Origin of the sequence: Ralstonia pickettii (genome assembly GCF_001699815.1) — a bacterium.
In the GTDB taxonomy this organism is placed as follows: Bacteria; Pseudomonadota; Gammaproteobacteria; order Burkholderiales; family Burkholderiaceae; genus Ralstonia; species Ralstonia thomasii.
Genome location: NZ_MCGB01000068.1, coordinates 1 through 26871, shown reverse-complemented (window position 1 = coordinate 26871; position 26871 = coordinate 1). Strand labels below are relative to the sequence as shown.

Here is a 26871-nt window from a genome sequence, read left to right as displayed (position 1 = left end):
CTCGATGATGTCTTCGAATTCTGCGAACCGATCCTCGAAAATGGACCAGAGCGGAACGTTGTTGCCGTCCTCTTCCGGGCCGATCTCAAACACCCGCCGCGCCGTCGCCTGAACCGGAATCTGAGATGCCATATTGAGCATCTGCTCCGAAACCGCACGCTCCCCTCGCAAATGCTTGCTGAGGTCGGGCACGGTGTCTGTCCCACGCGACTCAGGTTTCCCGTAATCGATCTTTGGGTACATGACCTTTGCGAGTGCATTGGGCGTCGGCACACCTCTGCGGCGGATCAGCTCGTAGATATAGGCACGCGAACGCATGATGCTCAGGATCGGCCGCTCTGGCGCTCCTGCGTTGCTCTTGGACTTGTTTGCCGCCCCACCTTCGCCGCCATTCTCAGTTGCCTCGTTCCGTTCTGTCATACCCATCGTCCGTCTCGGAATTCGGAATAAGTGTCCGTTTTAAAAAAATACCAATTATATAAAATGGCATTATCGAATCAAACGCAACACGAAGTTAATTCGATAAAACAATTCATCACTTAAAGGAGAAATCACGATGAAAAAATTCAAATCAGTTATCCCATTTTCAAAGGGCGTAAATTTCGGCGACCGTACTGTCATTCAGTACAAGATTAAGGCAAAAATCGGCGACGACGCCTTCTCGATTGCTCATTACATCACGCCAACTGTCAAATTCGAGGCGATCCTTGTGGCCAATACTCGTGAGATGACTGGCATCGGCATCGTTGCAGAGCAGCACTTACATACCTTTGAGGCACTTCATGCCTCTCCTGGCGAACTTGAGATCGTTGAAGAGCCAGAGTGCTACGAGGGTGTGGAGGTTCCACCTCACCTAGCTGCGTTCATGATGATCGCTCTTCACCATCCTGAAATGCTTGGCCGCAAGGGTTACGCCGTGTTTGGAATTAACGTGACCGACAAACAATAACAAGGAGAAGCCGCTATGAATACACCAATCGAAACAACAACACTTGGCGGCGGCTTCGCCATTCATCCTGCCGCCAATCTGTTTCCTGCCATGAACGACGCCGAGTTCGAGGAGTTCAAGGAAGACATCCGCCAGAATGGGCAGCAGGTTCCCATTCTCGTACAGAACGGGCAACTGATCGATGGCCGTCACCGCTATCGTGCCTGCTGCGAGCTGGGCATTGAACCCAAAATGGAAGAGGTACCAGTTGAGCAATCCATCGAGCGTCTGGTCATCAGCCTTAACCAGCACCGCCGCCATCTGATCGAGAGCCAGCGTGCCATGATTGCAGCCCGCCTTGCCAACATCAGCCTTGGGGGCAACCAGCATACGGGCGGGTTATCACAGCAACAAGCCGCTGACGATCTGGATGTTTCCGTCCCTTCCGTGCAGCGCGCCAAGTCTGTTCTCGCTCGCGGTACGGACGAGCTGATCCAGGCCGTGGATGCAGGCAAGGTCGATGTCAGCAATGGTGCCGATCTGGCGAAGCTACCTCATCCGTCTCAACGCAAAGTCATGTCTGACGTCGAGAAGGGCATTCTGAAGGAGGCCAAGGAGATCCGCAAAGCCATCGCTGCCGAACGCCGTGAGCAATGTCTCGAAGCACTTGCAGTCAAGCGTGCCAACAGCAAGCCACTCGACCCAACCAAAGGGCCATTCAGTGTGATCTACGCTGACCCACCATGGGACTACATCCGTGAGGAGCAGTTGGGCTATACCACCATGACGCTCGAAGCAATTTGCGAGATGCCTGTCAACGAGCTTGCTGCCGAAGACGCGGTGCTGTTCCTTTGGTGCTCGGCTTCTCTCCCACAAGAGGCGCTTGACGTGATCAAGGCATGGGGATTCACTTTCAAGACGCAGGCAATCTGGGACAAGGTGAATCCGGGCATGGGGTCGTATTTCCGCATCCAACACGAGCATCTGATGATCGCTACGCGCGGCAATATTCCCGAGGTTCCAGGCACGGTTCGTTTCGCTTCCGTGTTTACAGAAAAACGCCGTGAGCACAGCCGTAAGCCTGACTGCGCGTATGAAATGATCGAGGCGATGTATCCCGAGCTTAACAAGATCGAGCTGTTCTGCCGTGGCGAACCTCGCACTGGCTGGGCGGGCTGGGGCAATGAATGTGGCAATGGCGAGATCGTGCAGGCTGGCGTCGAGGTTGTGGTCGATACCGATGCCATGCCAGACGCTGCCAACGATGGTGGCGACACACCTCGCCGTCGTGGTCGTCCTCACAAGCAGGATCACGCCTGATCTGAGTCATCCGTAGCCTAACGGTAAAACAGGCATGCAGCAGGTGCTGCCCGAAACTGGTCGACAAACTGAGGTCGGCCATTTTTTGTTTCTACTTCTCGTTCTTCGTGATTTTTTCGCTGCGCTGACGGCAGCGCCTTGATCACTTCGTTTCTGAGCCTATCGGCTATCGCGCATTATCGTGTTGGCGCATGATAATTTCGGTTGTGGCACGCTATCGCGTCGGGAGCGATGTCGGCTAATTACCTGTTGTACGCCGTAACGGTCTCGATCGGGCAGCGTCCGTCTTAGGAATGCGGCTGGTGCGCCAGAATCTGCGGAACCGAATTCAAATGTAGCAAGCACGAATATACTGACAATCGTCGGGTACAGCGCGCTTGATCGGTGTTGGACAGGCCCTAGGCCGCACGCGGCCGTTCCTGTCACGAGTCATGTCATCGAACAAAAGCAATATAAGGGGACGAACAGTGATTTCCATCGGCGATATCTACGACAAGGATGTCAACTTCTTGTTCGGCTCCGGGGCATCCTACGGTCTCCTGCCCACCCTTCAACTTCAGTTGCCAAACGGAGACAAACGCTACACGCTGGAAGAACTGGCTACCAAGTTCGAGCAAGAGCATGATCGGCGTTTCATTCCGCTATTCATGCACTACTACTCCACATGCATCAGACCCGCTCAGCAGCTTACTCTCGAAACTGCGATGGCCACGGATGCGGGCAGACAGGTGATAAAAAACTACCGCACCTTCCTTGCAACTGCCCTAGATATGGTCAAGCGGCGGAAGGCTTTGGACCGTCGGTGCAACGTGTTCACGACGAATTACGACGGTTGTTTCCCGCTCGTGGCCGACCAGTTGCTCAAGGAGGGCCAAACTGACTTCGTGCTCAATGACGGCGCGCGAGGCTTCACCAAGCGCATATTGCAAGCGCGGAATTTTGGATCGTACCTGTGTCAAGCCGGTGTCTTCGGACGCTATCAGAGCAGCATCCCGCAAATCAACCTCATCCACCTCCACGGGTCGGTGTACTGGAGCAAGGCGGATGGGGCCATTCAGGTGGATTATGACCTGTCGGACCGGGAATCGTTACTGGACGCAGATGCGACAACCATGTTGCAGCCGTTCTCGACCGTGCTCGACACTCCCACGGCCACGCTGGAAGACTTGCAGGTTCCAGCATTCGATAATGACGCGCTGAAGGCGTTCTGGACGAAGTACGAGCAGATGCCCATCGTCAATCCGACCAAATGGAAGTTCCATGAGACGGTGTACGAGGAGCATTATTACCAGATGCTCCGACTGCTCAGCTATGAACTTGAGAAGCCCAATGCGGTGCTCATAACCTTTGGCTTCTCGTTCGCCGACGAGCATATCCTCAATCTGGTGATGCGCTCTTTATCCAACCCAGGCTTGCAGGTGTTCGTGTGTTGTTTTAGCGCTGAAGGATACGAAGCGATGCGCGATAAATTCAAAGGGCATCGCAACGTTCAGTGCCTTGCGCTCGACGAGGGCGTGCTGGACTTCACCGCGTTCAACGAAACGGTGCTGGCATGGCCAGAAGCGACCGGACCGACGGTCGTCACGGCCAACGCACCCGTGGGCGAAGCAGATGCGGCCTCGATCGATACTAGCGCCGAAGGTCTCGTATGAGCATCCGTGTTGGCGAGGTAGTGGCCGTACATGGCACCAAGGTAATCCTCAAGATCGACGAACAGTCCAGCAAAGAAACGCTCTTTCACGCTGGCGAGAAGTACAAGGGTGTGTCTATCCGCGAGTACCTTTCGATCCAGCGTGGCTTCCGCGACATCATCTGCATGGTTGAGGGTGAATACCTCGACGAGAGCCGGATGGAGATGCAAGACGGCAAGCCGACGTATGTTCGGAAGGTTGAAGCTAGACCTATTGGTTTTTTCGACAGCACCGGTTTCTCGCAGGGTATCAAGTACCTGCCAATGATCCAGGACCCGGCGTTTCTCCTGCCGGAGGAGCGGATTCGGTCCATCTTCGACCGTAAGTCTGACGGTCAATTCAAGATCGGGCGAATGCTGAAGGAGGAGATCGCCGTCGGGTTGCCGTGGAAGCGCCTCTTCAACAGCCACATCGGCATCTTCGGTAACACGGGCAGCGGTAAATCCAACACGCTGGCAAAGCTCTACACCGTTCTTTTCGATCAGAAGCTGCAGCTTATCGCGGGCAAGAGTCGCTTCGTCATCCTCGACTTCAATGGGGAATACGGTGGCGAACAGCTAGCGCCTGCAGCCCATAAGACCGTCTATCAGCTCTCTACGGCGACCACCCCAGACCCCAACGACGCGACTGCCCGCTTTCCCTTGGCGCCACAAGAATTCTGGGACCTTGAGACGCTCTCCCTGTTGTTCCAGGCGACCACTAACACGCAGCGCCCGTTTCTCAACCGAGTCATCTCGGGCAAGCTGAAGTATGGAGCTAACCCGGCCTCGCTGGCGAACTACGCGAAGAGCAAGTTCCGCCAGTCGTTCTGCGCCGGCGAGGTAAAGCCTGCGACACTAGACCTTATGCGGACGGTCGCACGACGCATGAACAACCAGGCGGTTCAAGACCTACTGGCTGACGTCACCTGGTACCGCAATGGACGCTTCCACTACAGGGCGTTCATCGACCCCGATGGCAATCAATACGCCGCGCACATCGCACCGACTGTCGACACGCTGGATGTCCAGGGGCTCGACGAGTTCGACCAGCTTATCCTTCGTGTCAACCTGCAACTGATGTCCGACCTAAACGCTGGCTACGTTCAGTTCGAGCACATCCAGCCGCTACTAAAGCGCGTCGAGTCATCGCTGGCCAGCTTGCGCAAGGTCTTGGTAATCACCGACACGCCACCTGTCGAGAGGCTGCTTACCGTCATTTCGCTGCGCCGCAGCAACAACGAGGTCAAGAAGATCCTGCCGCTGCTTTTTGCCAAGCACTACTACAACTCTCACAAGGCCACTGTCGCCACACCTCCTGACCGAACGGTCCATGTCATCATCGACGAGGCCCACAATATCCTCTCCGACCAGTCCACGCGCGAAAGCGAAAGCTGGAAGGACTATCGATTGGAGCAGTTCGAAGAAATCATCAAGGAGGGGCGCAAGTTCGGCATGTTCGTCACGATCGCCAGTCAGCGTCCCGCTGACATCTCCCCAACAATCGTTTCGCAACTTCATAATTTTTTCATCCACCGACTGGTGAACGATCGAGACCTATTTCTCATCGACAACACAATCTCAACCTTGGATGCACTATCACGCAGTCTGATCCCAGGGCTTTCGCAAGGTTGCTGCGTCGCCACTGGTACCGCGTTCGATTTGCCAATGGTGATCCAAGTGGATCGCCTACCCAGCGATAAGCAGCCAGCTAGCGAGGACGTTGACCTCGAGAAGCTTTGGGGGGCGCCTCCCGCAGGCGCGTAGCTGGGATGGAGAAGTTCACCTATCGCAGAAAGGCAATACTGGAATGTATCGCCCTCGCAAACAGTCCGACAAGGTAACGTCGGCCATTTTTGCGTCTGCTTTTCGCGTAATTGCCAGTGGCACCTTATCGATTTCGTTGTTGGGCCTATCGGCTATCGCACATCATCTGGTTAGCGCATGATGTTTCCGGTTGTGGCACGCTACCGCGTCGGCAGCAATGTCGGCTAATTACCTGTTGTACGCCGTAGTGGTGTCGACACAGTAGCCTCCATCTCAGGACTGAGGCATCGACCTCTATCGAACGATCTGGGGAAGGTACTTGCGCACAGTCTTGATGTTCATGCCCGTGTGGTCCACAAACTGGCGGACACTGATCTGATCGCCATGCTCGATACGCAAGGCGTCGAACGCTTCTTGCAGCGTTTGTAGCGATTTCTCGCGGCGAATGGCATTGGTATAGGCTGCTCCCTGACGCATGCGTTCTTCCGACGATTCACCGGTGAACGTCAATATGCGTGGGCGCGAATGGTTCGGCTCGTGACGACGCTTCCATACCCGTTTGGCCGTCGATCTGGACGTGGCCCTGACTTCGGAGAACCCGAGGGGCTGCGTGAAGATGGCGTTGATCTCCTCAGCCTTCGCTTGCACGGTGGCATACCAGCGTTGTTCATCAGCGTGAGCATGAACCGCTCCGTATGCCCAACGGAGCAGCGTGTCGAATAGCTGGTGGTTTCTGCCCTTGTAGATCTTGTTGCTAGGAACGGTGATACGAGTGCCTGGCAGATCGACCCACTCGAGAAAATCGCCAAGATGGTATTTTGCGGCCGGGTGGGTTATGACCTTCCACCGGGGATGCAGCGGATTCTTGGTGATCGTGTGGTTGTATGCGACATCAGCCCCGAGCCGCTTTTCCATCTCGCGCTGGATCGCTTCGAAATAATCCTGCGGACCGCTTCGCGCATTCTTGGTGTATGCCACTGGCGTCACCAAGCGGTACAGCATGTGGCAATGCGCATTCTCGGGATTGATCGTGATGATAGTCGGCGGAGGTAGGTGCGCATCCTCGAAGCGGAATGCCGAGCCTGGCATGTCGAGGTCGAAGCTCAGATAGCTCCGATACATTGGATTGAGGCCGCAGTATGCGAACTGATCGACCTTCTCGCGCTTGCGGAATTTGGTGCCTTCAGAAAAGTCGTTCGTGGTGACGACGGCTTCGTTGAGGTGAGTGTAAAAATCGTATCGTGCCTGCTCCATCCTTCTTGTTCGTTGTGACGGTACACAACAAACAAAATTTTTTGGACGAAGTCAAGTCATCCCGAGCAATAAAACGCCATATCCAGCCGTCTACGCGGAGCAAGCGGAGTAGTCGGTATAGCGGTCGGCTCGTAGCTGTCTTTCACTGATATGCTCGTCATCTCGTTTGCACGTCGGGTGAAACCAGATGGCCCTCTATGAAATCACCGGTGAAAGCCTTAAGCCAATTACCCGGAAAACCTTCACGTCGCTGGGGCTGCTAGAGCGAGCAAATATTCAACGCGCGGTCCGTACCCATATCGCAGCGATCACACCTGGCGTCAAGACAATGGTTCTCGCGGAAGAGTTCGGCGACTGGGTTGGAGCGAACAGGCGCATCGACTTACTATGCCTTGACGAGAATGCTCGTCTGGTCGTTGTTGAGCTGAAACGTGACGACTCTGCTCACATGGAATTACAAGCTTTACGGTATGCGGCGATGGTGTCGACCATGCGGTTTGACCAAGCAGTCGAGGCGCATCGAAAATATTTACTCTCCATAGGATCGACCGACGATCCAGAGCAGGCGATCCGCGAATTCCTTGACCATGAAGAAGGACCGGTAGCACTGTCTGAAACGGTGCGAATCGTTTTGGCCTCATCCGAATTTCAACAGGAGCTAACGACGACCGTCCTGTGGCTCAACAAACAAGGGCTCGATATCCGGTGCGTACAAATGCGACCGCACCTCATCGAGGATCGCGTCTTACTGGATATCCACCAAGTAATTCCGCTACCGGAGGCAGCGCAATATCAAGTGGCCGTTCGTGAAAAGTCGATGGAGCAGGATGCGGCACGCGTATCCGACCGAGACACCACCCGCTACGACCTTTCAATAGGTGATGCCTCATTCAGTAGCTTGCCTAAGCGCCGCCTGATCTACGAGATCGTCGCGGAGGCAATTAGGCAGAGGGTACCGCTGACCGGAATTGCCGAAGCTGTGCCGTGGCGGGGAAATGTCTTCGCGACCGCAGATGGTCAACTCGACGAGGCGGCGCTGCAAACGGTATTGGGGACAAAACGATTGCGCTATTTCACCGCCGATGACGATCTGTTCCACGTAGGCGGAAATACATACGCTCTCTCGAATCAGTGGGGCGCACGAACCCTCGAAGCAATAGAAAACATCCTCCGCCTCATGCCGAACAAGGAGCTGGTCAGCTACTCGCCAGCTACAGCGCTAACGGACGAAGTCGTTTATGGCGAGTACCTCATACGCCAATGCGAAAGTGGCGCTATTGAGGTTGAGCAGGACGGTACGCAGGTACAGCCGGTGAAGCCCGTCCTCCGGAAACTTGCCGAGCAGCTGGGTGTTCCGTTGCAGAATGCAAACGGCAACAACTTGAACACTAGACAGCTCGGGGTGCAGGTTATGAATGCGATTCGGTTGCAGTGACGGCTTGCCCGTTTTGGGCCAGCGATTATGTCCCGTCGCCCGACCAACAGTGGCGGTATGCGGCACATGTAACACTAAATTTGGTGGCAAACGTGTTACGCTAGGTGCCCCGTTTTGACCGTGACACCTGCCAGCCCTCGGAACTGGCAGACCCTTGTAAACAGGGGCTTGGAGCGTTCTGGGGAGGTATATCCCTGATTCGCCACCATGCATTACCAAGGCTGCGCGCTTCCGCAAGGAGCGCGCAGTTTTGCTTTCAAGCCCTTGAAAATCAAGGACTTAGGCGAAGGCTAAAACCGCTGGCTACAGGTCTGGACTGCTACAACGCACTGCTACAAGGCGTCGCGTGGCAGGCCCTTAACGACCAGACTTGAAGACCATGCAAAAACAGAATTACCTCGTTCGCCGCGAGTCCAGCGCGCACTACTATTTCCGACGCGCCGTCCCGCCACACCTGCGCGCCTCGCTCGGCAAGCGCGAAATCGTCATCTCACTGCGCACCCGCGACCGGCGCACCGCCGAAGTCCGCGCGCGACAGCACGCCGTCAGTACCGATGCCGAATTCCTGCTGCACGAGCAACTCGTGCACAATCAGGGCAACGCGCATCCCGACGAGACCGTCGGGCTTTCCCGGCCACTGGAACCTCAACACATCCCAACCCTCGCCGAGCGCTACCACGAAACGCTGGTCGCCACGCACCTAGAACACCCGCCTACCAGGGCCGAGTTGGCCGACATGCGTACCTGGTACAGGCAACTGGAATCGGAGCTGACCGACGCCGCCGTGCTCGGCGACACCAGCTTTGTGGAAGACGCTGGCCAGGCGCACCTGGCGGCCGAGGGCTTCAATCCGGCGCTGACCGCGCCCGCCACGCTTCACCTGTACTACCAGCGCCTGCTGCACGCCGACCTCGTCGCGATTAGGCAGCAGTTGCAGCACTTGTCGGGCGCCCCCATCGAGAAGCCGAAGGTGCGTCCCTCCCCGCTCGAAGGCGACAACTGGGAGGCGATGCTGGAGTGCTGGAAGGCTGAACGCGCGCCGGGTGACAAGACGTGGGATGAAGCCAACCGGCTCGTGAACAGGTTCCGGACGTTTTCGAACGACCTCTCGCCTCTCGACATCACGACGGAGCTCGTCGAGGCCTTTCGCGACAGCCTGCTGCAGGAAGGCCTGTCCCGCCAGCGAGTCAAGACGATTCTGTCGCTGCTGCGTCCGGTGGTGGGCACCGCTATCGAGATGAAGCGGTGCAGCCTGACAGGCAACCCGTTCGCCGACGTGAAAATCAATGTGCCCAAACGCGCGGCCGGCAAGGAACAGCGGCAACCGTTTGAACTCGAGCACCTGCAGGCGCTCTTCCGTAGTCCGGTCTACACCGACGGGCTGCGCCCCAAGAAAGGGGGCGGCGATGCAGCGTTCTGGCTGCCGCTGCTGGGTCTGTTTGGTGGACCGCGCGCCGAAGAGCTCGGGCAGTTGCGCGTGACTGACGTGCTGCGTCGGGATGGTCAGCTCTATCTGCGCATCTCGGAGCTGGGCGAGGACCAGGAACTCAAAACGCTCGCCTCGGAGCGAATGGTGCCCGTACATGAAGAACTGCTGCGTATCGGCTTCGAGAGCTATGTTGAAACCATGCGTGAGCGCGGTGAACAGCGCCTGTTCCCCGGACTCAAGGCTGACCGTTACGGCAACTACACCAAGATGTTCTCGACCTGGTGCAACGAGTACATCGATACCTACGTCGTGGACGACAAGCGCTATGCATACCACTCGTTCCGGCATTGTTTCGAGGAATTCGCCGGCTGGAGTGGTCTGACGCAGTATCAGATTGATGGGATTCTGGGCCATTCGCCGCAGGGCATGGCCAAGCTGTATGGGAAGAAGTCAGGCAGCCGTCGGACGTTCAATCCGAAGGTGCTGGCCGAGGGCATGGCGAAGTATCACGTCGAGGGCCTCGACCTGAGCCACCTGTATGGCAGCTACTAGGCAATCCGGCGCAAATGGTCTTGACCGTTTACGCCCGCAGGAACGCCGCCCCTTTTTGCGATTCCAGCGACGGGCGGCTGGCGAAAAAGGCATGACGTCGGCCGGCCCAGTCCTTTCGTGCCGCGTGGTGCTGTCGCAAATCAGCCTCCTGCTTTGGAGCGACAACACCCTTGTCGCTCATTTTCACCACCAAAAATTGAATTTGTCCTTTTAGGTGGTGAATCTTTATCAATCAAACAGTTAAGAAACGAAACAGATACCCAAGGTGGGCATTTGGCCGCCAGGCAACGCTTCATTGCAAAAATTTTCTACATAACAAAGCGCCAGTTTGCGCTGTTCTGGCGCCTGCAGAAAGCCCTGCGCTCTCAAGTGCGACCCAGCCGCAACCCTTTCGAGCCGTTGGCCCCTGTCATCGAGCTCGATGACCCGCTTCAAGCCGTTGCCGACATGATGCAACGGATGCGTCTCGACCGCCCGATTGGGAATCCCCTCGATGAAGCAATTTGGGCACGCGACATTCTGCTCATCAAACTTCTGACAACCAATGCACTTCGCATCCGGAACGTCGCGACACTGTGCTACTCACCTCAATTCGTCGATGGCCGCAAGCCTGACAACCGTCCCGCGTTATACAAGCGTACCGACGGCAGTTGGGGGATTTTCGTCCCGAAGCACATGCTTAAGAACCGCAGAGGGCCGGCTGTGCGTCACTATGACGCGCCGGTCCATACTAGCGCAACGCGTGACTTGGAACACCATCGGCAATCTCGACCGGTGCCTGCGCGTTATAGTCCAGCACAATCCGTTCAAGTTGCCTAGGAACGGTCTTGAGGTCAGCTAAGTCCATCGTCGCCACTCTCACCCGCCGCGCCGGCTCTTGGCTCGCACGTTCTGCCCAGGGATTCAGCAAGTAAGTGGCCCGTACACCAGCACTTTGACCAAGAGCGCCGTGATGCGGATACAGAAGCACAACCTCGGAGCAGTTGTAGCAGCTGGCATATGCATACATTTGGTAAAGGTCGGACTGTGCCACGCCTTCCTTGGCTTCACCTGCCGAGAGCTCCTTCCACTTCGTATCCAAAATCCACCTGACCCGCCCGTCCCGTGAGGCGGTCACATCGGGTTTCATCAAGAAGGCGGAGCGTTGTTGGCTTTCTTCGAAGGCGAGATACTTCTGTGGACTCTGGAGCCTGATAACAATGCCGAGTGGCTGCAAGACGCGCATAGTCCACTGCTGTTTCGTTCATCTGTCCTCCCATCGAAAGTTCAAAAACTAGACGCCAATGGTCGACGCCTACGGGAACGAGATGCAACGATTTTTGATTACGAAACCTCTGTCGACGCTACTCGACCGGCCGACGAAATTACGTTGGCAGCGGCAAAGCAGAAGCCATCGGTACCTATACGCAGTGATTTCGACATGCGTCGGAAGCACTGAGGTCATCAATGGCACAACGCAAAAACAGAGGGGGGCGCCCTGGCATTACGGTCGAAGATGTCAAACGCGCCTGCGATGCTTTGCGCAGGCAGGGACGACCCGTCGGGCCAGTGAACATCCGGCTCGAACTCGGACGCGGAAGCTACAGCACAATCATTCGTGCGATGCGAACGCTAGGTGTAGCCCCGGCCCCAAAGGGCAAACGGGAATCGCCTCCTTGAATATGCATGATTAAGCGACCCCGACCGGGGTCGCTTCTCAGTGGAAGCCCATGCATATTTGCTTCCAACTCCGCCACCAAAGCGCCCGCGATTGCCGCGCCGTGAGGTTGCGCTAATCCATCGAACGGGCCTGAACCGGCCGCCCCCAACCCTCCACGCTGCCAGAGCGACAAAGGCTCTTCTCAGGCGAGACGCTCCTTCAGAAACGCTACGAGATACGGAGTAGCGGCTGCGGCCACAGTCGACGCGATGGACGGGTCAATACCCATTTTTCCTGCCAAGGATTCCGCGACGCGACCGGTCAGAATACCCTCCCCGCCCTCTACTAGCGACTTGAAAAAGCCGTCGCCCCGAACGAGGCCTGCGGCGAAGGCTGCAAAAAAGCTTCTGCCACCATGCTCGCCCATCAGGCCAGCATTCTGTTCTTCAACGTGGGCGTGCGCTGTCTCTGCCGCCTGGCTCAGCATCGCCTGGGCATCATCCGTGCTGATGCCCCGAGCCGCCAAGGCTTGGGTAGCCTGACTCCCCTGTTCAGAAGCAAGGAATTCGGAAACAAGTTGCTGTACGTCCATGGGAAAGCTCTCCCAGGGTTATGGCGTTGAGGCGGCCGACATGCGACCGCCGCCGTCATCGATGCGTGAGAAAGAACCGTGGAAGCTCCGTCAACCCTGAAATCCATGCCGGACCCGACCTGGTTTCCGAAGGACGCAGCCGCCGGCAGGACCGGTGCGGCATTTGAGCAGCAGGTTAGCACCGCCGCTCGGGACCAGGGCAATCCTCCGCCCTCGCACAACCGCATCATGTAGGGGAGTGGCCGAGACCGCCATAGTCAGCTCCGGTGGCCGCTAACACGCGCCTCCCGCCGTTTCGTCTTTAGTGCAGTTCCGACGCCTGTGCCGCTGTTGGTCTGTATACGCCACCGGGGCCAGCAAAGCGCGCTGCTGTCATTTCGCGTCCCAGACCCGCCCTTATAGCTGCAGGAAGTTCCCACGCAAAGCCACCACCCATTCTGAACAACTCTACCAAAATATGTTGATTCTGATACATCCAGTTGCTACATTAATAACCATGCAGCCCAGAATATGCTGGAATTTAGGGAATTTTTGAAATTTTAGAAAATCTCCCTGATTCGCCACCAAATACCAAAAAGCCCTGCTTCGGCAGGGCTTTTTGCTTTTCTGCTGCGTCCCTGGCGACCGCCAGGGTCATCACATTACGCAAGCGCCTCGGCTTCCACAGGCACCCCAGCAGCCACCGCCAACACCCAATCCGTCGTCAATACCGGTTGCGTCACGGGCAGCATATGGCCGCCGTCGATGATGCGCAGGTTCACTCGGTCGAGCTTCTGCTTGAGCGCTTCGCCCTGGCGCTTGACGTTCAGGATGCGGTCTCCGCGGCCGTACAACACATCGACAGGCACCGTCATCGAGGCATAGCGGCGCTCCATGTCGGGCAGATCTTCCGGCGCAGCGACCAGATCCGACGATGCCGCATAGAACACGTGCGGACGCAGCCCCAGCAAGCCGCCTCCCTTGAACGGGAAATCCTTCGGCATGGCCTCGGGCGCGAACACCGCAGCGATGGCCTTGCGGGAATTGATGATCGACAGCGGGATCGCCAGTGTCCATGACACCAGCCTGCGAACCAGCGGCGACGTCAACACCAAGCCCCTGAACGCACCGGGCGGCGTGCTTTCTGCGTGCGTGAGCGGCGCAATCAACGCGAGCCGGCGGATAACGTGCGGATGGTTCAGCCCCACCGCAAGCGAAATCGCCCCACCAAGCGAATGTCCCACCAGCACGGGCTTGTCGAGCCCAAGCTGCTCGATGCACTGCGCGACCGTGCGGGCCTGCGCGTAGACGTTGGCAGGCGAATCCCCACCGCGCACAGACCGCCCCGCACCCGGCCGGTCGATCACGATCACGCGGTGCGAGCGCGTCAGCCGATCCAGATCCAGGTACGCGAAGTTGCGCAGGTTGCCGCACAGGCCATGAACGAACACGATGGCAGGGCCCGTTCCGCGATCGGTGTAATGCACGCGATCGCCGCCGATATCAATGAACTTGCCTTCGGGCGGAAACCCCTTGGTGACGCGGCGAGCGATGAAAAACGTGAACGCAACAGGCGCGAGGATGGCAAGCGCGATGACGCCAAGAATGGTGTAGGTCATAGTGTCCCCAAAGCGGGAGGCGGTTAGGCGGGCTGCGCCGCGCCGGTCGGCTGGGCACGGCGTTCGAACTGCATGGCACTGTCGGCCAGTGTGCCGAACTTGAGCATCATCAGATCGCGCGCGTAGTTCTGATATGACTTCCACGGCTGCTTGTCGCCCTGCTTGGGCAGGATGGCCGCCGCACGCTGGATGTAGCCGGACGTCAGATCGACGGCGGGTTCGCGGCTCATGGCTTCGTCACCGAGACGCGGCACGCAGGTATCGAAGCCGTTGGACTGCATGTGGTTGAGCAGCCGGCAGACGTACTGCGCGATCAACTCAGCCTTGAGCGTCCACGACGCATTCGTATAGCCGAACGACGACGCGAGGTTCGGCACGCCGCTGTACATCATGCCCTTGTACGACACCGTCTCGGCCAGATTCACGGCACGCCCGTCGACAGTGATGGCCGCGCCGCCCAGCACCTTCAGCTTGAGCCCAGTGGCCGTGACGATCACGTCAGCGTCAAGATGTTCACCGCTCTTGAGCTGCAGGCCGGTCGGCGTGAAGCGCGCGATTTCGTCGGTCGCAATCGACGCCTTGCCTGCACGGATGGTCTTGAACAGGTCGCCATCGGGCACGAGGCACAGGCGCTGGTCCCACGGGTTGTAGCGCGGCGTGAGGTGTTTGCGCACGTCGAAGCCGGGGCCGATTTGCTTGCCGGCCATGCGGATGATGAACTCTTTGAATGCCTTGGGCTTGCGACGGGCGAGGCTGTAGAAGTACATCGTCAGCAGCACGTTCTTCGTGCGCACCAGCCGGTGAGCCAGGCCGGACGGCAACCAGCGGCGCAACGTGTTGGCCACGGCATCCTGCTCGGGCCGCGAAACGATGTACGTGGGCGAGCGCTGCAGCATCGTCACGTGCTGCGCGGTGCCGGCCATCGCGGGCACCAGCGTGACCGCCGTGGCGCCACTGCCGATCACCACCACGCGCTTGCCGCCGTACGACAGATCGTTCGGCCAATGCTGCGGATGGACGATGCGGCCTTGGAAAGTGTCCATCGCGGGCCACGTCGGGGCGTGGCCCTCTTCGTAGTCGTAGTAGCCGCTGCACATGTAGAGGAACTTGCAGGTGAACAGCACCGGTTCCTCGCGCGAGCCATCGCAGCGTAGCGCCTGCACGGTCCAGCGCGCGGCGGCGGAATCCCAGCTCGCACCCGTCACCTTATGGCGGAAGCGGATGGATTTGTCGATGCCGAACACGCCTGCGGTGTCGCGGATGTAATCGAGAATCGTCTGACCGTCGGAGATGGCCTTGTTGCTGTGCCACGGCCGGAAGCTGTAGCCGAGCGTGAACATGTCGGAGTCCGATCGGATGCCCGGATAGCGGAACAAGTCCCACGTGCCGCCGATGGATTCGCGCCCTTCGAGGATGGTGAAACGCGCCGACGGGCAGCGCTCGCGCAGGTGATACGCCGCGCCAATGCCCGAGAGGCCCGCGCCGACGATGAGCACGTCGAGGTCGGTATCCGGCGCGGCTGCCCGGTTGCGGGGCACGCCGGGGCTGGCGCTTCGCTCCATCGTCGTATTCATGCGGTCTCCTGTTTGCAGCCTTGCGGGCAGGCGTGGCAAATTTCGCTCTAAATGTGGTGTGATTCGTCACCACTTTAATTTTCAGGCGTCCTGACGTCAAATAGCGAAATGGAGAAAACACTTGAAACAGACGACGCCCCAGTCAGAAAAGGCCGCCCGTATGGCGGCGTGGCGCCGGAGGCACGTGCAGCAGAGCGCCGCGATGCGCTGATCCGTGCTGGCACGCGCGTCTTCGGCACGGTGGGCTTTCGCAAGGCCACCGTACGCGCAATCTGCCAGGAAGCGAAGCTCAACGACCGGTACTTTTACGCCGCCTTTGACAGCACCGAAGCCCTGCTGCGTGCGACCTATCAGCAGCATGCCGAAGACTTGCGCGCGCAGGTGTATGAAGCCACCGCCGCTGCGGAAGGCACGCTGGAAGCTCGTATCGACGCCGGCCTGCACGCGTTTTTCGTGTTCTTGCGTGAACCGTGTGCGGCGCGCGTGCTGCTGCTCGAAGTGATGGGCGTGAGCCCGGAAACGGACGCGACCTACCAGCGCAACCTGCTGGAGTTCGGCAAGCAGATCATGGCGAATGCCCAACTGCCCGGCGCCCACAATGACGATGACGCCGAGTTGCGCGCCGACCAACGCATCATCGGCCTGGCGCTGGTGGGCGCCCTGACCAACGTCGGTGCTGCGTGGCTTCTGACCGGCTATCGAGATCCCGAAGAGAAGATGGTGCGCAACTGCCGGCAAGTCGTGCTCGGCACGTTGCGCGCCATGCTGGGCGTTTAGGCCGATCCTTCCAGCCTGCCCAGTCGAACCACGGTCACGCCGGGGGCCAGATGCCGCAGCGATGGCTGCAGCAGCACGCAGTTGTCGTACGGCGTGACGATCTGCAGCGCTCCATCGGTAGCGATGACGGTGCCGGCACGGGCGATGGTCTCCATGCCGCGATAGTCGTCCGCAAAACGGAACGCCGTGGATTTGGCGACCACCGGATCGGTCACCCGAATGCAACGCACCTCCAGCGCAGGCGCCATGCCCAGCCATTCCGATACTGCTGACGCATCGACGGTGCCCAGCGCCACCAGAAAACGCGCGCACGCGTCCAGCGCAACATCCCGGCTCACGCGTTCGAAGTGTTGACCGCATTCGATGAGCAGCGCGTTCTTCGGACTGGCGGCATCGCCAAAGCCGCCGTAGTCGCGCAAGCGGCGACCGGCAGCATGGCCGGCATCGATCATCAGATGCGAAGGCGCGCCAACGAGGCGGCCCAATGCGACGCCTTTGGCGTGCGGTCCGGTCAGCATCAGCGGCTCGGCCTTCTCATGCATCGAGTGAATATCGAGCAGGTAATCGACCGTGTCGATCACTGGCCGCAGCTCACGCGCGCGGCGCAGTTCCAGCGAGTTGCCGGGGCCATCAAGCTTGTCTGCAGACCACACGCGATTCAGGTCTTCGTCGATGAAGCGCGTGGCATCCGGGTCGTTGATATCGAAGCGCTCATACGCCTCGACGTTGGCAAATGACAGCGTGAGCCGGCCGCGTGCCGGGCGCACGCCGGCCGCCAGCAGCGCATCCACCGCAATCGCGCCGCACAGCTCATTGCCATGCGTGAGCGCGTTGATCATGACGTGCGGGCCCGGCACGCCGCTGTCGAACGTATGGACGTAATCAATGCCGTGTGTGCCGGTCTTCCAACGGCGGATATCAGGCTTGTGCAACTCGATCGGGTAGACCGGCAGCGTGGCGCGCAGCGCCTCCAAGGTCATCATGCGAAATCCTTCGGTGTGACGAGAAGTCTGTTCAGGTTCGATCCGCACGAGCGCGCCCGCGCAGCATCCACAGCGAGGCCAGGCTGATCAGCGTGGTCGCAAACACATAGAAACTTGGCGACGTCTTGATGTGTGTGACACCGATCAGCCACGTGACGATCAGCGGCGAGAATCCACCAAAGATTGTCACGGACAGGTTGTAGCTCAGCGCCAGGCCCGTGCCACGCGTGCGCGTCGGGAAGATATCGGCAAGCAGCGCAGGCAGCGGCGCCAGGATGGCCGCCAGAAGCACACCAACGATGGCCTGCATGACCAGCAGCGTCCAGAACGTCGGGTGTGCGACCAGCGTGGCAAACATCGGATACGTCGACAGCGCAATCACCACCATCGCAATCGACACCACGCGGATGCTGCCGAAACGATCCGCCATCAGGCCGAACGCCGGTGCCATCACCATCAGCATCGCGCCCGTGATCATCGTGCAGACAAGCGACGCACTGGTCGCGATGTGGAGTTGATTGATGGCATAGGTCGGCATATAGACCTTCTGCACGTAGTTGAATGCGGTGACAGCCACGACCACGCCCGCGCCCAGCAGCAGCCCTGGCAAACCTTGCGTGAGCGTGTCGCGCAGCGGCGAGCGCGCTTGCAGCGCAGCCGGCGCTTCCGCCTGCATGGTTAAAAACTCCGGCGTTTCAGGCGTATGGCGGCGGATGTAGACGCCAATCGGGCCGATCAGCAAGCCGAACAGAAACGCCACGCGCCAGCCCCATGACTCCACCTGCGCGGTGGGCAGCGCGTAGGTGATCCACGCGCTCAAGCCCGCTGCCAGCAATGTGGCAGACCCTGCGTGGCGGCCTGCCAGCTCGCGTTGTAGCCCATGCGCTTGCCGTTGGCGTGTTCGATCATGAACGCCGTGGCCGACCCAAATTCTCCGCCGGCCGAAAAGCCCTGCAGCAGTCGCGCCACGATCACGATGGCCGGCGACCACAGACCGATCGACGCGTAGGTCGGTGCAAACGCGATCATCGCCGTGCCCAGCATCATCAGCAGGATCGACCAGGTCAGCGCGGCCTTGCGCCCCACGCGGTCTGCATAACTGCCAAGCACCATCGAGCCGAGCGGGCGCATGATGAACGACACGCCAAACGTCCCGACGGAGAACATCAGCGAACTCCACGCATCGCCCGTGGGGAAGAACAGCTTGCCGATGGTGATGGCGAAATAGCCGTAGATCAGCAAATCGTAGTATTCGAGCGCGTTACCGACGCTGGCGGCCAGAACGGCTCGCCAGGGTGCGGGATGTCGATGTGCGTCGGCGGCGCGCGCGCCTGCGCTGCTCGCGTTGAGGGTGTGGGCTGGCATGGTTGTCTCCCCGTGGTCTGTGCCGATCCGCCTGTTTTGCCGAACGGCGCTGGCGGGCGAAGGTTGCGGAGGAGTCTAGGTGCCGCGCCGAGGCGGCTTGTGCCGTTTCGGCACAAGGTTGGGCTTTTTGCGACGCGCCTCAGGTGAGATCGTTACGGCCGTTACCGCTGGCGTTGTCGACCGCCCGTTGCCACACCTCGTCGAGCAGCGCGCTCTGGTTGCTACGCACGCGCATCATGCGGATGTTGACGTGGATGTGCCAGGCGTCGTCACCAGCGGGGCGCAGTTCACCCGCGTTCAGGTGCGGCCTGGCCAGGCGATACGGCAGCCACGCCATGCCGAATCCGCGCAGGGCCATCTCTTCCACCGCTTCGTAAAAATCCGCCTGGAACACGGGCTGCAGATGCGCCTTCCGATCGGCGGCAGCCAGATGGCTGTCGAGCATCTGCCGCAATGTCAGCCCACGCGCGAAGGCCAGCCATGGAAGCGGTGCGGCAGCCGAGCCCGGCAGCGTGAAGCGCGGGCGGCCGCGCTTGTCGGGGGCGCTCACCGGCACGAGCGTCTCGCTGCCCAGCAGGCAATGGTCGTACTTGCGCGGATCGAGCAGCGCATCGGCCTGTGGGCTGGCGTAGGCGATCAGCAAATCGACCGTGCCATCGGCAAGGGCCAGCACGCCTTCCTGCGTGCCACCCGTCGTCACGCTGAGCGGAAACACACCGCGCTGACGCGCCAGCGTTTCGTACCAGCCGGGGACGAACGTGCGCGCCAGCGTGCGCCCGGTACCGATCCTGAGCGCCACGGGCAGTTGCGCCTCCCGCAGCAGCAAGCGCGCATCGTTCAGGCCGTCGACGGCATTGGCGGCCGCATCCAGAAACAAGCGCCCTGCCGCGGTAAGCGTGACGGGATGCTCGCTGCGCTCGACCAGTGCGGTGCCCACCCATTCCTCCAGGGCCTTGATCCGGCGGCCGAATGCGGGGTGCGTGACGTTGCGGTTCTCGGCGGCGCGGCTGAAGCTGCGCGTCTTGGCCAGTTCCTTGAAGTCTTCCAGCCATTTGATCTGCATGGCGCGTCCGGTCTTTTGTGGTGGGCGTGAGGTCTGCGCATTATCTCCGCAGCCTGCGCGAACAGCCTTAACGTGCGTGCCGTATCGTTATCATCTTGAGCAAACGATCCGTCACGCCTTCATGTCCGCACTTCGCCCGCTCTCCATCGGCATTGCCGGCGCCGGTAACGCTGGCCTCGCCGCCGCCATCGCGTTTGCTCGCCAGGGGCACGACGTGCACGTCTTCGAAAAGCACCCGCAGTTGACCGCCATGGGCGCGGGCCTGCTGGTCCAGCCGCAGGGTATCCGCGCGCTGGAAGCGCTCGGTGTGGGCCGCGAGCTTGAGGGCATCGGCGCGCCGATCGATCGACTGATCGGCCTGAGCCATCGCGGCTGGCGTCTGCTCGACATCGACTACGCCGAGACGCCCGGCCGCGCCGTCACGCGCCACGGGCTGTCGTCCATGCTGTACGACGCCGGCTTGCACGCAGGCGCAGCATTCCACTTTGGTTGCGCAATCCAGCAATTGCTTGTTGATGGACCGCGCGCACGGGTCACGCACGCACAGGGCGAGTCGATCTTCGACTTGTTTGTGATTGCCGATGGCGCGGCCTCTGCGCTGCGTGAGCCCGCGGGCCTGGCCGGCCCGTCGAGCACCTACCGATGGGGCACGCTGTGGTTTCAAGGATGGGTGGATGGGTGGAACCCGCGCGTGCTGCAGCAGCGCTTTCGCGGCACGCGCGAGATGATGGGCCTGCTGCCCACCGAAGTGGACGGCAACTGCACGCGCCTGTCGATGTTCTGGAGCCTGCCCGGCGATGCTGTCGACGCCTGGCGCCAGACCGACATCACACAGTGGAAGGCCCACGTGCTCAGCTTGTGGCCGCAAGCTGCGCCCATGGTCGAGCAGATCGGCTCGCACGACGATATGCCGTTTGCCGTCTATCGCCACACGTGGCCGCGCGCGTTGGCCAAACCACCTTACTGCGTCATCGGCGATGCCGCGCATGCCATGAGCCCGCAACTCGGTTTGGGGACCACGCTGGCCGCGCAAGATGCCCTGGCACTTGCCGCGTGCGTGCAAGTGCATGGCCCCACCCATGGCGCGCTCGCCTACCACGCCCGTCGTCTGCGCACCGTGCAGGCCTACCAGACGCTGAGCCGTGCGCTCACGCCATGCTTCCAGGCGCAATACGGCGGTTGGATGCGAGACGTGGTGTTTGCCACCGGCTTGCGCGTACCCGGTGTCGCATGGCTGATGAAACGCAGCCTGGCAGAGCCGCCCGCGCGCGATGCCGCATTCGCTCCAGCTGCGGCTTCCACGTCTACGAGCGAAAAGCCCCAGGCATGACACCACGCCATCCATCAGCATGAGCCTGTTGCACACATTCCTTCCCGAGCATCAGTTCAGCGAGCGGCACCACATACGGGTCAATGCATCGCCCGCGCGCGTGCTCGACATGGCCTCGCAACTTCACGTCACGGATTTCCCGGTAGCCAGGCTGCTCCTGTATCTGCGCGCCATCCCGGCGCGCATCGCCGCCGCGCTGGGCAAGCCCAGTGCGCGACGGATCGACGCCAGGTTCGGCCTGCACGATTTCACCGTTCTCGGCCGCGATGGAGATCAGGAATTCGCCCTCGGCTTGGTCGGCCGCTTCTGGGAATCCGCCGGCGGGCTCATCCACGTTGAAGCCAGTGCATTTCGCACGTTCTCCGAACCCGATATCGCCAAGCTGGTCATGACGTTCGTCGCTCGGCCCGAGGGCGCCGACACGCTGCTGACCACGCGCACGTGCGTGCATTGCTCCAGCACAACGGCGCTGCGCCGCTTCACGCCTTACTGGATACTGATCCGCATGCCCAGCGGGCTGATCCGCCGGATGATGCTGCAGCGGATCAAACAGCTTGCGGAGGCAGACGACGCTCCGCTTACACGTCCAGAATAACCAGCGTGCCGGCGCTGCCGGCGTCCACGCTGTGCGGCACGCCGGCAGGCACCACATACAGCTCGCCGCGCGAAACGGTTACCGCTTCGTCGCCGATACGCAAACGCAGCTGCCCATCGATGACCAGTAACCCTTCGGCATAGCCGTGCACCTCGTTGGGATACGGCGTGCCATCCATGCGCAGCACCTTGAAGTTGCCGCCACCAAAACGTTCCAGCACGCGAGACGACCATGCGCGCGGCAGCGCGTCGGCCTCGGCATTGAGATTGACAAGCGGCACGCCGGCCTCGCCCAAGATATGAGAAGCCCTGAGCATACCAGTCGATGAGCAACAAAAACGGCGCCGCCGCATTCCTGCGGTGGCGCCCCATTCTGTGCGAATGATCCACCCGTGCTTAGGTGCTGTAGAACGCAGCGTCCATGTCCGACAGCGCATTCATGTCGTCCGCAGGCCTCAGGTGGTCCACCCGATAGCCGTGCTTGTACACCGCCACCAGGCGCACCTCGTTCACCGGTTCGACATTCAGCTTCATGCGGATGCGCGATACGTGACTATCGATCGTGCGGGTGTACTCCGACGAGTTGCGGCCCCACACCTGCCCGAAGATGTGGTCGCGCGATAGTGTGCGGCCCACGTTCGAAAACAACAGCAGCGCCAGCTGGAACTCGATGCCCGTCAGCGTAACCGGCTCGCCGTGCAGGGTGACCTGCTGGCGCTGGGGATTGAAGTGATAGGGCCCTACCGCGAATGGCAGGCGGCCATACGGAATGGGATATGCGCGGCGCAGCAGCGCGTCGACGCGCGCACGCAGTTCGGCAATGCGGAACGGCTTGGCGATGTAATCATCGGCGCCATGCGTGAGCGCGCGCACAAGGCTTTTCTCGCCCTCTTCAGCCGTGACGAACAGGACCGGCAACACATCCTTGTGGCGGCTGCGCACGACGCTCAGCACGTCGATACCGAGCATGCCAGGCGTATGCCAGTCGAGGATCAGCATGTCGTACGACGACCGGCCCAGCATGCGCAGCAAGGTTGAGCCGTCGGTGTAGGTCACCACGTCGTGGCCGGACTGAGACAGGATCTGGACGATGACTTCGCTTTGGAAGGGATCGTCTTCAAGCAAGGCGATACGCATGTTCGGCTCCATGGAAATTCGCACATGCGTAGGGGGTGGGTGCCGGAATTGATGGCGCTTATTCAAGCGCGTTCAGCGCGCTCCGTTGCATGTGTTACGTGGCTGCAATTTTCATGGCGAGGTTTGGTACGAACCATGAGAAGAGTCCTAATTTGTGAAGGCCGTTGAAACACGGTTGCGACATGCATTTGTCAAACGGAAAAAAAAGCCCGGACAATGATGTCCGGGCGGCGGTGCTTCCCACAACAATGTGACGGGATCAGAAACACCCAAGGGTCGCATGTGCCAGACACATCGCAGTGCACCGGGGGGAAGCACTGCAACGCTTACGGGGGTGACGTCATGTAGGGTCCGACGTACTGGTCCGGCACACGTGGAGCGCATGATGCCGTGCGATACGTGCAACGGGAGCAGTCGTGACAACATTTAACGTGCCCAGCTTCTTTGCGGCGACACGTCAGGTGGGATCGGCGTTTTCCAGCTCTTGCCGGATCGACTCGGTCAGCATGTCGATCAGCAAGCGAACGCGCCTGGGAACGAACCGAGCAGAGGGTGTGACGAGGTTGATCGGCTCACCGCTGGTCGCATAGTCCGGCAGCACGCGAACGAGTCGCGGCAGCGGTGCGTTGGCGCGCGCCACGGCACTCGCATACAGCGGCAGCGGGCCGATACCGGCGCCTGAAGCAATCAACGTTTCCAGGTAAATCAGGCTGTCGGCATTCAGGCGCGCACGCACAGCCACGGTTTTCAGCCCATCGGGGCCGACGAGGCGCCATTGCGTTTCGCCGCGTCCAGTGCCGCGAAAATCGAGGCAGCAATGGTCGGCCAGCCCTTGTACGGTGTCTGGCGCACCGCGGCGCTGCAGGTAATCGGGCGACGCGAACAAGCCGATGCGCAACACGCCAAGCGACCGCGCCACCAGCGAACTATCGGCCAGGCGTCCAACGCGGACGGCAAGGTCGAAACCTTCCTGCACGAGATCGACATTGCGCGGCGTCAGGACGACGTCCAGATCGATCTCCGGATACAGCTGCATGAAGCGCGCCGCCACCGGCGCTACCAGCAGACGGCCGACGTCTTCGGAAGACGTGATCCGGACCTTGCCGCGCGGCAGGTCCTGCAGCTCGCCTGCGCAGGTCGTGGCGCGCTCAATGTCTTCCAGTGCGTGCGACGCCACCTGATACAGGCTTTGGCCCGCGTCCGTCAGATGGAGCGTGCGCGTGGTGCGCTGTAACAGTCGCACGTTCAAATCCTGTTCAAGCGCAGCGATGCCGCGACTGACGGACGATTTAGGCAAATCGAGCCGCGTTGCCGCTGCCGTGAAGCTCCCCGCTTCGACCACGCGCACGAACAACGCCAATTGGTTCAGATCCATGGTTTCCTCCTCTTATCGTGATGCGCGCCAGCCGGATTGTTATTGTCTCGTATAGAGCAACATTTTTTCCCACCATAACCGACTAGTGCAAACGAGGCAACTACCCTACATTTGGTGTATGACAAATGCCCAATTTCAGGAGAACCGCATGGAAACCCTCGTGCAACCGCAAGTGCAGCGTGCCCGCCTCGTCGAGCGCATCATCACAGGCCGCCCCACCTCGGACGGCGCGGGCGTGAAGCTCACCCGCGTGCTGACGAACAACCTGCAACGCCGGCTCGATCCGTTCCTGATGCTGGACGCGTTTCGCAGTGACGACCCGAACGACTATCTGGCCGGCTTTCCCGATCACCCGCACCGCGGCTTTGAAACGGTGACATACATGATCGCGGGCCGCATGCGCCACCGCGACAGTGCGGGCCACGAAGGCCTCCTGCAACACGGCGGCGTACAGTGGATGACCGCCGGCAGCGGCGTCGTGCACTCTGAAATGCCGGAACAGGAAGATGGTGTGATGGAAGGCTTCCAGCTGTGGTTGAACCTACCCGCCAGCGACAAGATGACGACACCGTGGTACCGCGACATTCCGTCGAACGAGATTCCCGAGTTCACGACGGAAGACGGCGTGGCCGTACGCGTGATCGCTGGGGAGTCGCACGGCGTGCAAGGCGCGATGACGCGTGAAGCGACACAGCCGCTGTACCTCGACATCACGCTGCCGGCCGGTGCCTCGTTTGCACAGCGGCTGCCGGCCGGACACAACGCGTTCGTCTACGTGTTCCGTGGCAGCGCGCTGGTCGGTGACGCCGAAGCGTCTGGCGACGCGGGGCTGCAGCGCGTGGAAGACAAGCAGATGGCCATCCTCGCCAACACGGAAGGCAGTGACGGGGTAGTGATCCGCGCAGGCGACGCTGAGGCGCGTGTGTTGCTGGTGGCCGGCAAACCGCTGAACGAGTCGATCGCGCAATACGGCCCGTTCGTGATGAACACGCAAGAAGAGATCTTCCAGGCCGTGCGGGACTTCCAGGCCGGCAAGTTCGCCTAAGCCCAAGCCTCAAAGAAAAACCGCCGCTCGGTTTCACCAGAGCGGCGGTTCGTCCAACAGCGCGATCTGCTCGCGCAACTCCAACACCCGGTCCTGCCAGTAGCGTTGCGTGTTGAACCACGGAAACGCTGCAGGAAACGCCGGATCGTTCCAGCGACGCGCCAACCAGGCGCTGTAGTGCAGCAAGCGCAGCGTGCGCAGCGCTTCGACCAGATATAGCTCGCGCGTGTCGAATTCGCAGAAGTCCTCGTACCCGGCCAGCAGGCTGGCGAGCTGCGATTGCATCGACGCGCGATCGCCCGAGAGCAGCATCCACAGATCCTGCACGGCCGGGCCGGTGCGGCTGTCGTCAAAGTCGACGAAATGCGGACCGGCGCTGCGCAGTGGATCGCCCTGCTTGGCGTCGGCCTCTTCGATCCAGAGCACGTTCGAGGCGTGGCAATCGCCGTGCAGGCGCAGCAATGAAACGTCGCCTGCGCGGTCGTAGCAGCGGCGCACGCCGTCGAGTGCGGCGTCAGCCACGCTGCGCCAAGCCGGCAACAAATCGGGCGGGATGAAATCGTGTTCGAGCAGCCAGTCGCGCGATTGCACGCCGAAGGTGTCGATGTCGAGTGCGGGCCTGGCCACGAACGGCCGCCGCGCACCCACGACGTGGATGCGGCCAAGGAAGCGGCCCATCCACTCAAGCGTGTGGTCTTGGTCGATGGCCGGCACGCGGCCTGCGCAACGCGGGAAGACCGCGAAGTGCCAACGCTCGAACGCGTGCAGCGTGCGGTCGTCGATTTCCAGCGGCGCGACCACGGGGATCTCCGCCGCTGCGAGTTCTGCCGTGAAGGCGTGTTCCTCGACGATCTGCGCATCGGTCCAGCGGCCCGGGCGGTAGAACTTGACCACCACCGGCGCGCTATCTTCCACGCCGGCCTGGTAGACGCGGTTCTCGTAGCTGTTGAGCGCGAACATGCGGCCGTCCGGCATCAGCCCGACCTGCGCCAGCGCATCGAGGATGCTGTCGGGCGTCAGGCCGTCGTAGGGCGCGTCAACTGATGCGGGTGGGCCATCGTCGTGCATGGACGTCAGGCTTTACGGCCGCCGAGCAACGCAGCCGCCTTGGCGAACAAACCATTGAACGGCTGCTTGGCCGGCTGTCCCTTGTGGGCCGGCTGCGCGGCTTGCGTGTTCGATGCACGGCGTTGTTGACCGCCCTGCCCGCCCTGCCCGCCTTGTCCATTGCCTTGGCCTTGGCCTTGGCCTTGGCCCTGGCCTTGACCATTGACCTGGCGCTGGCCGCGCGCTTGCGATTGGCCGTTGCGCGGCTTTGGCGCGGCTTGACCGTCGCGTTGGCCTTGCGCCTGGCGCTGGCGGCTGCCGCCACCATTGCGACCCTGGCCTTGATTCTGCCCCTGCCCTTGCCCTTGACCGTTGCCGCTCGACTCGCGACGCGGTTC

General features: G+C 60.6%; 23 protein-coding genes and 3 pseudogenes. 12 read left to right on the top strand and 14 right to left on the bottom strand.

Annotation, left to right across the window (positions count from 1 at the left end; genetic code table 11):
* Window positions 1-426, bottom strand: a pseudogene (locus tag BEK68_RS13420) (hypothetical protein); the annotation flags it as partial.
* 130 nt (window positions 427-556) lie between these two features.
* Here BEK68_RS13420 and BEK68_RS13415 point away from each other — a divergent pair.
* From BEK68_RS13415 to BEK68_RS13400, 4 genes are all read left to right on the top strand, one after another.
* Window positions 557-949, top strand: a complete 393-nt coding sequence (locus BEK68_RS13415) for a hypothetical protein (protein WP_024973520.1) — start codon at window positions 557-559, stop codon at window positions 947-949.
* 15 nt (window positions 950-964) lie between these two features.
* Complete coding sequence (locus BEK68_RS13410) at window positions 965-2248, top strand: MT-A70 family methyltransferase (RefSeq protein ID WP_024973521.1); 1284 nt, start codon at window positions 965-967, stop codon at window positions 2246-2248.
* Between the two features lie 467 nt (window positions 2249-2715).
* Window positions 2716-3900: an SIR2 family protein gene (locus tag BEK68_RS13405; RefSeq protein WP_024973522.1), complete on the top strand. Its 1185-nt coding sequence runs from the start codon at window positions 2716-2718 to the stop codon at window positions 3898-3900.
* On the top strand, window positions 3897-5684 hold the full coding sequence (locus tag BEK68_RS13400; RefSeq protein WP_024973523.1) for an ATP-binding protein: 1788 nt from the start codon (window positions 3897-3899) through the stop codon (window positions 5682-5684). Before BEK68_RS13405 ends, BEK68_RS13400 begins: the two co-directional genes overlap by 4 nt.
* A 294-nt stretch (window positions 5685-5978) precedes the next feature.
* On the opposite strand, the gene BEK68_RS13395 is transcribed toward BEK68_RS13400, so the two are convergent.
* The gene (locus BEK68_RS13395) at window positions 5979-6938 is read right to left on the bottom strand and encodes a replication initiation protein (protein ID WP_024973524.1); all 960 of its coding nucleotides are present in this window, start codon (window positions 6936-6938) and stop codon (window positions 5979-5981) included.
* A gap of 187 nt (window positions 6939-7125) precedes the next feature.
* Between BEK68_RS13395 and BEK68_RS13390 the strand changes: the two genes are divergently transcribed.
* From BEK68_RS13390 to BEK68_RS25760, 3 genes are all read left to right on the top strand, one after another.
* Window positions 7126-8373, top strand: coding sequence for a hypothetical protein (locus tag BEK68_RS13390; protein WP_024973525.1), 1248 nt, complete (start codon window positions 7126-7128; stop codon window positions 8371-8373).
* A gap of 379 nt (window positions 8374-8752) precedes the next feature.
* The gene (locus tag BEK68_RS13385) at window positions 8753-10354 is read left to right on the top strand and encodes a site-specific integrase (protein ID WP_012434903.1); all 1602 of its coding nucleotides are present in this window, start codon (window positions 8753-8755) and stop codon (window positions 10352-10354) included.
* 117 nt (window positions 10355-10471) lie between these two features.
* Window positions 10472-11173, top strand: a complete 702-nt coding sequence (locus tag BEK68_RS25760; protein ID WP_170816388.1) for a hypothetical protein — start codon at window positions 10472-10474, stop codon at window positions 11171-11173.
* Here the strand turns inward: BEK68_RS25760 and BEK68_RS26580 are convergent.
* Complete coding sequence (locus BEK68_RS26580) at window positions 11085-11579, bottom strand: 5-methylcytosine restriction system specificity protein McrC (protein ID WP_012434902.1); 495 nt, start codon at window positions 11577-11579, stop codon at window positions 11085-11087. The genes BEK68_RS25760 and BEK68_RS26580 overlap by 89 nt on opposite strands.
* Window positions 11580-11800: 221 nt before the next feature.
* Here BEK68_RS26580 and BEK68_RS26575 point away from each other — a divergent pair, with 221 nt between their 5' ends.
* Entirely contained in the window at window positions 11801-12013 is a 213-nt protein-coding gene (locus BEK68_RS26575) for a DNA-binding protein (RefSeq protein ID WP_080515812.1), read from the top strand.
* A gap of 182 nt (window positions 12014-12195) precedes the next feature.
* On the opposite strand, the gene BEK68_RS13375 is transcribed toward BEK68_RS26575, so the two are convergent.
* From BEK68_RS13375 to BEK68_RS13365, 3 genes are all read right to left on the bottom strand, one after another.
* Window positions 12196-12585 (bottom strand): hypothetical protein, encoded by a 390-nt coding sequence (locus BEK68_RS13375; RefSeq protein ID WP_012434901.1) that lies wholly within the window; start codon window positions 12583-12585, stop codon window positions 12196-12198.
* A 641-nt stretch (window positions 12586-13226) separates the two neighbouring features.
* Window positions 13227-14183 carry an alpha/beta fold hydrolase gene (locus BEK68_RS13370; protein ID WP_009239078.1) on the bottom strand — a complete coding sequence of 319 codons (957 nt, stop codon included), beginning with the start codon at window positions 14181-14183 and terminating at the stop codon, window positions 13227-13229.
* A 23-nt stretch (window positions 14184-14206) separates the two neighbouring features.
* Window positions 14207-15757 carry a flavin-containing monooxygenase gene (locus tag BEK68_RS13365; RefSeq protein WP_009239079.1) on the bottom strand — a complete coding sequence of 517 codons (1551 nt, stop codon included), beginning with the start codon at window positions 15755-15757 and terminating at the stop codon, window positions 14207-14209.
* Window positions 15758-15865: 108 nt separating this feature from the next.
* Here BEK68_RS13365 and BEK68_RS13360 point away from each other — a divergent pair, with 108 nt between their 5' ends.
* Complete coding sequence (locus BEK68_RS13360) at window positions 15866-16534, top strand: TetR/AcrR family transcriptional regulator (RefSeq protein ID WP_012434899.1); 669 nt, start codon at window positions 15866-15868, stop codon at window positions 16532-16534.
* Here the strand turns inward: BEK68_RS13360 and BEK68_RS13355 are convergent.
* The 3 genes and pseudogenes from BEK68_RS13355 to BEK68_RS13345 all read right to left on the bottom strand — a co-directional run bounded on the left by BEK68_RS13355 (window position 16531) and on the right by BEK68_RS13345 (window position 19945).
* Window positions 16531-17517 carry a M14 family metallopeptidase gene (locus tag BEK68_RS13355; protein WP_009239081.1) on the bottom strand — a complete coding sequence of 329 codons (987 nt, stop codon included), beginning with the start codon at window positions 17515-17517 and terminating at the stop codon, window positions 16531-16533. The genes BEK68_RS13360 and BEK68_RS13355 overlap by 4 nt on opposite strands.
* Window positions 17518-17548: 31 nt before the next feature.
* Window positions 17549-18882, bottom strand: a pseudogene (locus BEK68_RS13350) (MFS transporter).
* A 139-nt stretch (window positions 18883-19021) separates the two neighbouring features.
* Window positions 19022-19945, bottom strand: coding sequence for a LysR family transcriptional regulator (locus BEK68_RS13345; RefSeq protein WP_004635471.1), 924 nt, complete (start codon window positions 19943-19945; stop codon window positions 19022-19024).
* 121 nt (window positions 19946-20066) lie between these two features.
* Here BEK68_RS13345 and BEK68_RS13340 point away from each other — a divergent pair, with 121 nt between their 5' ends.
* Together BEK68_RS13340 and BEK68_RS13335 are read left to right on the top strand one after the other, a co-directional pair.
* Window positions 20067-21275: an FAD-dependent oxidoreductase gene (locus BEK68_RS13340; protein WP_009239084.1), complete on the top strand. Its 1209-nt coding sequence runs from the start codon at window positions 20067-20069 to the stop codon at window positions 21273-21275.
* A 19-nt stretch (window positions 21276-21294) separates the two neighbouring features.
* A complete protein-coding gene (locus BEK68_RS13335) occupies window positions 21295-21870 on the top strand; it encodes a hypothetical protein (RefSeq protein WP_009239085.1) in 576 nt (191 codons plus the stop codon).
* On the opposite strand, the gene BEK68_RS13330 is transcribed toward BEK68_RS13335, so the two are convergent.
* The 3 genes from BEK68_RS13330 to BEK68_RS13320 form a co-directional block, all read right to left on the bottom strand.
* A complete protein-coding gene (locus BEK68_RS13330; protein ID WP_009239086.1) occupies window positions 21854-22186 on the bottom strand; it encodes a cupin domain-containing protein in 333 nt (110 codons plus the stop codon). The two genes, BEK68_RS13335 and BEK68_RS13330, sit on opposite strands and share 17 nt — an antisense overlap.
* Window positions 22187-22265: 79 nt before the next feature.
* Window positions 22266-23006, bottom strand: coding sequence for a response regulator transcription factor (locus BEK68_RS13325; protein ID WP_004635478.1), 741 nt, complete (start codon window positions 23004-23006; stop codon window positions 22266-22268).
* 457 nt (window positions 23007-23463) lie between these two features.
* Complete coding sequence (locus BEK68_RS13320; protein ID WP_004635480.1) at window positions 23464-24381, bottom strand: LysR family transcriptional regulator; 918 nt, start codon at window positions 24379-24381, stop codon at window positions 23464-23466.
* Between the two features lie 148 nt (window positions 24382-24529).
* Here BEK68_RS13320 and BEK68_RS13315 point away from each other — a divergent pair, with 148 nt between their 5' ends.
* Window positions 24530-25426, top strand: a complete 897-nt coding sequence (locus BEK68_RS13315) for a pirin family protein (RefSeq protein WP_004635482.1) — start codon at window positions 24530-24532, stop codon at window positions 25424-25426.
* Window positions 25427-25459: 33 nt separating this feature from the next.
* Here the strand turns inward: BEK68_RS13315 and BEK68_RS13310 are convergent, their stop codons facing one another.
* Window positions 25460-26494: a serine/threonine protein kinase gene (locus BEK68_RS13310; RefSeq protein WP_009239087.1), complete on the bottom strand. Its 1035-nt coding sequence runs from the start codon at window positions 26492-26494 to the stop codon at window positions 25460-25462.
* Between the two features lie 5 nt (window positions 26495-26499).
* Window positions 26500-26871, bottom strand: a pseudogene (locus BEK68_RS13305) (DEAD/DEAH box helicase); the annotation flags it as partial.